The organism is Hansschlegelia beijingensis, assembly GCF_045505405.1.
Taxonomy (GTDB): domain Bacteria; phylum Pseudomonadota; class Alphaproteobacteria; order Rhizobiales; family Methylopilaceae; genus Methylopila; species Methylopila beijingensis_A.
Window position 1 is genome coordinate 1 of sequence record NZ_JBJKEX010000120.1, and the last position, 8,075, is coordinate 8,075.

Below are 8,075 nucleotides of genomic sequence, written 5' to 3' on the forward strand. Positions count from 1 at the left end.
CCTCGGGCACGGTCCGCAGGAATTCCAGCAGGCGCCGCACGGCGAAGCGCGCCCAGGCGATCTCGCTGCAAAACTCAAGGCGACCGGGCCGATGCTCGCCTCCGTCAACGCGCGCGCCGCGCTGCCGAACATGACGCTGGTCGCCAAATCGGCGCGCGACGAGGCCGCAGCCGCGGCGCGCGCCGAGAACATGGTGTCCGTCACGGCGGACGGGCCGCTCGCCCAGGCGCTGATGCGCGACGCGGGCGTCGCCCCGCAGGACGCCTCTCAGATCGCCGCTCGATTCGCCGGGCGCGACGGCTATGGGATCGCCAGCGTCTCGACCGGGCAGCGCCTGAGGGTGCTGATGGGACGCGCGGCCGCGCCGGGCCTCAGCCGGCTGCAGCCCGTGCGCGTCAGCCTGTTCGACGCGGACGGCGGGCATGTCGGCTCGGTAGCGCTGTCCGACATGGGCGATTACGTGCCGATCGCCGACCTCGGCGACCTTGGAGACGAGCCGTCGCTCGAGGAGGAGAGCGGCGACGAGCAGGAGAGCGCCCGCGGAGAAGGCGCCAAGAAGATGCGCCTCTACAACGGGCTCTACGAGGCTGCTCTTCGCAATGAGGTGCCGAAGCCGATCATCGACGAGATGGTGCGGATCGTCTCTTACGACGTGGACTTCAACCGGGCCGTCGGTCCCAACGACAGCTTCGAGGTGTTCTATTGCGACCCGAATGAGCCCGGCGGGGACGGCGAGGTCGCGCTCATGTCGCTGCGCGTGGGCGGCGAGGAGCGGCGCTTCTACCGGTTCGAGACCGATGATGACGGCTTCACCGACTATTATGACGAGAGCGGCAAGTCGGCGAAGAAGTTCCTGATGCGCAAGCCCATGAACGGCGGCGTGATGCGCTCCGGCTTCGGCTTCCGCCGCCATCCCGTGCTCGGCTATTCGAAGATGCACACCGGCGTGGACTGGTCCGCCCCGACAGGCACTCCGATCATGGCCTCCGGCAACGGCACGGTGGAGAAGGCCGGCTGGACCAGCGGCTACGGCCGCCAGGTGCGGCTGCAGCACGCAAACGGGTATGAGAGCACCTACAACCACATGTCCGGCATCGCGCGAGGCATCAAGCCCGGGGCGACCGTGAAGCAGGGGCAGGTGGTGGGCTATGTCGGCTCGACCGGCCTCTCGACCGGCGCGCACCTGCATTACGAGGTGCTGATCAACGGGCGCTTCGTGAACCCGATGACCATCAAGCTTCCCCGAGGGCGGGAGCTCGACGGCGAACTGCTCGCCAGTTTCGAGAAAGAGCGCGAACGGATCGATGGTCTGGTGGGTCGTGGGCCCGCCACGGCGGCCAGGGCGGCTTCCGGCAACAACGGCGGCTGACGAGAAAGGGCGGCGGAAGCCCGCCGCCCTTGTCCGTCAAGCTGGTCAGGCCGCCGCCGGCACGGCCCGCGGGCCGATCACGAGGCCCGATCCGGTGGCGGTCACCGGCACATGCTCGCCATCCCGCAGTTCGCCCGACAGAATCAGCTCGGCCAGCGGATCCTGCACGTATTTCTGGATGACGCGCTTCAGCGGACGCGCGCCATAGGCGGGGTCGTAGCCCTTGTCTGCGAGCCAGGCGCGGGCGGAATCGTCGAGCTCGAGCGTGATCTTCCGATCCTCGAGCAGCTTGCGCAGCCGCCCGAGCTGGATGTCCACGATCGCGCCCATCTGTTCGCGCTTCAGCCGGTGGAACAGGACGATGTCGTCGATCCGGTTGAGGAACTCCGGCCGGAAGTGCGCCCGCACGACCCCCATCACCTGATCCCGGACCGCGTCGGTGTCCTCGCCCTCCGGCTGGTTGACGAGGTACTCCGAACCGAGGTTCGAGGTCATCACCAGCAGGACGTTGCGGAAATCGACGGTGCGGCCCTGCCCGTCCGTGAGCCGGCCGTCGTCGAGCACCTGCAGCAGGACGTTGAACACGTCCGGGTGCGCCTTCTCGACCTCGTCGAACAGCACGACCTGATAGGGCCGGCGGCGGACCGCCTCCGTCAGCGCCCCACCCTCCTCATATCCGACATAGCCCGGAGGCGCGCCGATGAGGCGGCTGACGGCGTGCTTCTCCATGTATTCCGACATGTCGATGCGCACCATCGCGCTGTCGTCATCGAACAGGAAGGCGGCGAGCGCCTTGGTCAGCTCGGTCTTGCCGACGCCGGTCGGACCGAGGAACATGAACGAGCCGATCGGCCGGTTCGGATCCTGCAGACCGGCGCGCGCACGGCGGACCGCGGTCGACACCGCCTGCACCGCCTCGGCCTGGCCGACGACGCGCTTGGCGAGTTCGTCCTCCATGCGCAGCAGCTTGGCCCGCTCGCCCTCGAGCATCTTGTCCACCGGCACGCCCGTCCAGCGCGACACCACGGCCGCGATCGAATCGGGGGTGACGACCTCCTGGACCATGGAGCTCGCGGCGCCCGCCTCCTCCGTCTCCTTCAGCTCGCCCTCGAGCTTCGGGATGACGCCATAGGCGAGCTCGCCGGCGCGGCCGAGATTGCCCTGGCGCTGCGCCTGCTCGAGCTCGATGCGCGCCTGGTCGAGGCTCTCCTTGAGCTTCTGCGTGCGGCCGAGCTTGTCCTTCTCGTTCCGCCAGCGCGTCTCGAGAGCTCCGGCCTCCTCCTCGAGGTCAGCGAGCTCCATCTCGAGCTTCTGAAGCCGGTCCTTCGAGGCGTCGTCGGTCTCCTTCCTCAGCGCCTCGCGCTCGATCTTGAGCTGGATGATCCGACGGTCGAGCTCGTCGAGCTCCTCGGGCTTCGAATCGACCTGCATCCTGAGCCGCGCAGACGCCTCATCCACGAGGTCGATCGCCTTGTCCGGCAGGAACCGGTCCGTGATGTAGCGGTTCGACAGCGTCGCGGCGGCGACCAGGGCCGAATCGGCGATCCGCACGCCGTGGTGCAGTTCGTACTTCTCCTTGATGCCGCGCAGGATCGAGATCGTGTCCTCGACCGTCGGCTCCGAGACGAAGACCGGCTGGAACCGCCGCGCGAGCGCGGCGTCCTTCTCGACGTGCTTGCGATATTCCTCGAGCGTGGTCGCGCCGACGCAATGCAGCTCGCCGCGCGCGAGCGCCGGCTTCAGCAGGTTCGACGCGTCCATCGCGCCGTCCGCTTTGCCCGCTCCAACCAAGGTGTGCATCTCGTCGATGAACAGGATGATGCCGCCGGCCGCGGACTGCACCTCCGACAGCACGGCCTTCAGCCGCTCCTCGAACTCGCCGCGATACTTCGCGCCGGCGATCAGCGAACCCATGTCGAGCGCCAGAAGCCGCTTGTCGCGCAGCGATTCGGGCACGTCGCCATTGATGATCCGCAGCGCCAGCCCCTCGACGATCGCCGTCTTGCCGACGCCCGGCTCGCCGATCAGCACCGGATTGTTCTTGGTGCGCCGGGACAGAACCTGGATGGTGCGGCGGATCTCCTCGTCGCGGCCGATCACCGGATCGAGCTTGCCCTCGCGGGCCGACTCCGTGAGATCGCGCGCATATTTCTTAAGGGCGTCATAGGCGTTCTCGGCCGTGGCCGAGTCGGCGGTCCGGCCCTTGCGAAGCTCCTCGATGGCCTTGTTCAGCGACTGGGCGGTGACGCCCGCGGCGGCGAGCGCCTTGGCGGCCTCGGAGTCCTTCTCGAGCGCGAGCGCGGTCAGCAGCCGCTCGACGGTGACGAACTGGTCGCCAGCCTTCTTGGCGAGCTCCTCCGCGGAGGTGAACACGCGCGCCGTCGCGGGCGCGAGATAGAGATTGCCCGCGCCGGAGCCGCCCACCGTGGGAACCTTGCGCAGCGCGGCCTCCACGGCGGCGCGCGCATCCGCGGACCGTCCGCCGGAACGATCGATCAGGCCGGCCGCCATCCCCTCGGGATCGTCCAGGAGCACCTTGAGCACGTGCTCTGGCAGCAACTGCTGGTGGCCTGCGCTCGCAGCCGCCCCCTGCGCCGCCTGGAGGAACCCCCGCAGACGTTCGGTGTAGATGTCCGGATTCATACCCCATCTCCTCTCGAGCGCGCCGACAGCGCCGCTGCCCTAGGGCCTCCGCGGCCGGCGACCGATCACCGGTCGGCGCCCCACATCCGACGCCGCTCGCGCAGCGCCCGGAGCCCCCACTGGCGAGCTCCTTCAGCCGATATGGTGTTGCCAATCCGCCACGGAAGGGGATGCTAGTCCGACGGCAGCGCAAATCGTTGATCGCTATCAAGGGCCGAGATGAGTGACAGCACTGGCCGGGTCACGGCCATCAGACGCTTCCCGGTGAAAGGGCTTTCGCCCGAGGAGCTCCCGTCTGTCGCGGCGGAGGTCGGACGGCCGATCGCCGGAGACCGGCGCTTCGCGGTCGAGAACGGGCCGTCCGGCTTCGATCCGGCGAGACCCGCGAAGATTCCGAAGAGCCGGTTTCTCTGCCTCATGAGGAATGCGCGGCTCGCCGCCCTTTCGACTCGCTACGACGACGCCTCGGGCGTGTTGTCGATCGCGCGGGCGTCGGAAGAGGCGAGCTTCGATCTCGAATCTGAGGACGGCCGCGCGCGGCTCGAAGACTGGCTCACCGGCTTCATGGGAGAGGAAGCGCGTGGCCCCCTCAGGCTGCTGCCGGCTCCTGAGGGTCACACCTTCTCGGACACGGCGCTCGGCGTGCTCTCGATCATCAACCGGTCGAGCGTCGCCGCGGTCGGGGAGATGATGGGAGCGGCGGTCGACCCGCTGCGGTTTCGCGGCAACCTGGACATCGACGGGTTCGGCCCATGGCGGGAACTCGACTGGGTCGGGCGGACGCTTAAGATCGGCGAGGTCGAGCTGCGGGTCGTCAAGCGCACCGTGCGCTGCGCGGCGGTCGAGGTGGACCCTGCGACCGCCCGCCGGGATCTGGCGATCCCCGCAACGCTGCAGAAGCGCCTCGGCCATGCGGACTGCGGGATCTATGCCGAGGTCGTTTCGCCCGGGCGCCTCGAACTTGGCGCCCAAGTCGAACTCGTCTGAGCCGAAACGAAAAAAGCCGGAGCTGGGCCGCTCCGGCTTTCTCACGCTTTGCTGAAACCCGAGACTATTCCGAGGGCGCTTCCGACGCCGAAGGAGCGCTCTCGTCTCCGGCTCCCTCTTCGCCGGCGCCCGAGCCCCGGCCATAGCGGCCATAGCGGCGACGCCTGCCCCGCGACGACGGCGCGGGCGCCTCGTCGGAGGATGCTTCACCGTCGGCCGCGAACGCTTCGCCGGCTGCAGCCGCAGGCGCAGCGGCTTCGCTCACCACAGGCTCCCGCGTCGGCTGCTCGGCCGGAGCCTCGGCGGCTACTGCGGGCGCATCTCCGGTGATGAACGCCGGAAGTTCGCCAACGAAAGGCGGCTGGTCGTCCTGCCGTTCGGGCCGCGGGCCACGCTCGTTCCGATCGTTGCGCTCCGGACCGCGCTCCGCCCTGCTCTCGGGACGATCGTTGCGCTCGGAGCGAGCGTCGGGCCGGTCCCTCCGATCGTTACGATCGTTGCGGTCGAAGCGGCGCGGCTCGCCTTCCCGGTTGCCTTGCTGATGACCGTTGTTCGGCCGGTTCTGCTGAAACCGCTGGGAGTTGCCGCCGTTCTGCTGGCCGCCGTTCTGCGGCACGGCCTGCTGGCCGTTCGCCTGACCGGTCGGTTGGCCATTCTGCTGAGGGTAGCCCTCGCCTTCGCCGCCCTCTTCATCACCGTCGAACTCGGAGTAGTCGTCGGCGTCGGCGCGCACGAAGGTCTGATGCGGCTGATATTGCGCCTGCGCGGCCGCCAGGAGCCGATAATAGTGCTCGGCGTGCTGGAGATAGTTCTCCGCCGCCACCGGATCACCGGCGGAGAGCGCGTCGCGCGAAAGCTGGACGTACTTGTCCGCGATGGTGCCTGCAGTGCCGCGGATTTTGACGTCGGGCCCGTTCGACTCGTAGCTGCGCGTCAGCGGGTTCGGGCCCTTGCCGCCCCCACCGCCGCCGCCGCCGCCGCCGCCCCCACCGCCGCGGCCGCGTCCCCGCATCCGCTTCGACTGTCCTTGCCTCATGGGGTTCAAGATCAACACTCGTCTTGGCTTGTGATGGCCCATCGGGCCGGGACCGACCGTCCGCGTCGTCCGCCACATGCAGGTTGCGCCGAGACCCCGGCGCGTCCCCGAAGGAACACGTCGAGCCGTCAGCGGCACGGCCGACTGCAAAGGCGTTAAGCCTCGCCGAAGACCCCGGCATGATCGAAGCTGTGCGTCGATCTTTCAGTGCTCATCGAGGCCATCGGCCAAATCGACGAAGCGCCGAAACCATCCATCCGTCGCTCACTGTCGCACCAGAAGGCGCGATGGGCGTCGGATGATTCCGATCACAAGCATAGACGCCGCGCTGGCGTATTCCAAGGTTTTTTTGCCGCGAACCCCTTGGGCTCTACGGCCGGCCGAGAACCAGCGCGCGCGGAATGCCTGCGAGATCGTCCTCCACGCCGAGCGCGACGAAGCCGGCTTCCTGCGCGAGGCGAACCACGTCATCCCTCTGGCCGACGCCGAGCTCCATCGCCAGAACGCCGCCCGCCGTCAGAAGCCGCGGCGCGGTCCGCAGGATTTCCGTGTAGGCGGCCAGACCGTCCTCGCCGCCGTCCAGCGCCAGCAGCGGGTCGTGCGCGATGACCTCGGTCGCGAGCCCGGAGAGGTCGGGGCGGGGAATGTAGGGCGGATTCGACACGATCAGATCAAAGCGGCCCTCGAGAGCCGAGGCCCAGTCGCCGACAATGAACCGCGCACGATCCGGAAAACCGAGCGCCGCCGCATTCGCGCGGGCCGCCGCCGCAGCCCCTGGCGAGCGGTCGACGCCGACGCCGCGCGCGTCCGGCCGCTCGCTCAGGAGCGCGAGCAGAAGGCACCCGCTGCCTACGCCGAGATCCAGGATCTCGAGCGGCCCGGCGCGCTGCGCGACCGCCTTCAACGCGGCTGCCACCACGGTTTCAGTGTCTGGCCGAGGCGACAGCGTCTCAGGCGTCAGCCGGAACGTCATTCCCCAGAATTCGCGCTCGCCGAGGATCCGGTCGGTGGGCTCACCCGCGGCGCGGCGCGTCAGCATCGCCTCGAGCCTCGCCTGCTCGGATGGCCCGACGGGCTCATGTCCTCTCGCGAGCAGCGCGGCGAAGTCCATGCCGAAGGCCGCCCGGGCGAGAAGCCGAGCGTCGGGCTCGGGCTCGTCCACTCCGGCCTGACGCAGTTTCGCGGCCGCCTGGCGGACCGCCTCGCTCCTCGTCACGCCGCCTCGTTTTCCGTTGCGAGCAGCCTCGCCCTCTGCTCCGCAGCGAGGGCGTCGATGATCTCCCCCAGCGCCTCGCCTTCCATGACGGCGTCAAGCTTGTGAAGCGTGAGCCCGATGCGATGGTCGGTGACCCGTCCCTGCGGGAAATTGTAGGTGCGGATGCGCTCCGACCGGTCGCCGCTGCCGATCTGGCCGCGCCTAGCGTCCGCGCGCGCGCCATGCACCCGCTCGCGCTCGATGTCGAAGAGCTTGGTGCGCAACAATTCCAGCGCACGGGCGCGGTTGCGGTGCTGCGAGCGCTCGTCCTGCACGGCGACCGCGAGGCCTGTCGGCAGGTGCGTCACGCGCACCGCCGACTCGGTCTTGTTGACGTGCTGGCCGCCGGCTCCCGAGGCCCGGAACACGTCGAAGCGCAGCTCGGACTCATCGAGCGCGACGTCCACCTCCTCCGCCTCCGGCAGCACCGCCACGGTCGCGGCCGAGGTGTGGATCCGGCCGGAGCTCTCCGTCGCCGGCACGCGTTGGACACGATGGACGCCCGATTCGAACTTCATCCGTCCGAACACGCGGAGGCCGTCGATCTTGGCGACGATTTCCTTGAAGCCGCCCGCGGTCCCCTCGCTCGCGGTCAGCACCTCCACCCGCCAGCCCTGCGAATCCGCATAGCGCTGGTACATGCGGAAAAGATCGCCCGCGAACAGCGCCGCCTCGTCGCCGCCCGTGCCGGCGCGCACCTCAAGGATGACGCCGCGGGCGTCGGCGGCGTCCTTCGGGAGAAGCTCGATCTGCAGCGCGTCGACCGCCGCGTCCCTGCGGGCGCG

Annotated in this window: 6 protein-coding genes; 2 read left to right on the plus strand and 4 right to left on the minus strand. The window is 69.2% G+C overall.

Annotation, left to right across the window (positions count from 1 at the left end; all coding sequences use genetic code 11):
- The coding region (locus ACIKT0_RS09490) for a M23 family metallopeptidase (RefSeq protein ID WP_407105112.1) at positions 1-1,369 on the plus strand (1,369 nt) is incomplete at its 5' end.
- A 45-nt stretch (positions 1,370-1,414) separates the two neighbouring features.
- Here ACIKT0_RS09490 and clpB read toward each other — a convergent pair.
- Entirely contained in the window at positions 1,415-4,012 is a 2,598-nt protein-coding gene (gene clpB / locus ACIKT0_RS09495; RefSeq protein WP_407105114.1) for an ATP-dependent chaperone ClpB, read from the minus strand.
- A 219-nt stretch (positions 4,013-4,231) separates the two neighbouring features.
- Here clpB and ACIKT0_RS09500 point away from each other — a divergent pair, with 219 nt between their 5' ends.
- Entirely contained in the window at positions 4,232-4,999 is a 768-nt protein-coding gene (locus tag ACIKT0_RS09500) for an MOSC domain-containing protein (RefSeq protein ID WP_407105115.1), read from the plus strand.
- 64 nt (positions 5,000-5,063) lie between these two features.
- Here the strand turns inward: ACIKT0_RS09500 and ACIKT0_RS09505 are convergent, their stop codons facing one another.
- The 3 genes from ACIKT0_RS09505 to prfA form a co-directional block, all read right to left on the minus strand.
- Positions 5,064-6,011: a DUF4167 domain-containing protein gene (locus ACIKT0_RS09505; RefSeq protein ID WP_407105116.1), complete on the minus strand. Its 948-nt coding sequence runs from the start codon at positions 6,009-6,011 to the stop codon at positions 5,064-5,066.
- Positions 6,012-6,405: 394 nt separating this feature from the next.
- The gene (prmC, locus tag ACIKT0_RS09510) at positions 6,406-7,251 is read right to left on the minus strand and encodes a peptide chain release factor N(5)-glutamine methyltransferase (RefSeq protein ID WP_407105117.1); all 846 of its coding nucleotides are present in this window, start codon (positions 7,249-7,251) and stop codon (positions 6,406-6,408) included.
- On the minus strand, positions 7,248-8,075 hold an 828-nt coding region (gene prfA / locus ACIKT0_RS09515; protein WP_407105118.1), incomplete at its 5' end, for a peptide chain release factor 1. The genes prmC and prfA, both read right to left, overlap by 4 nt.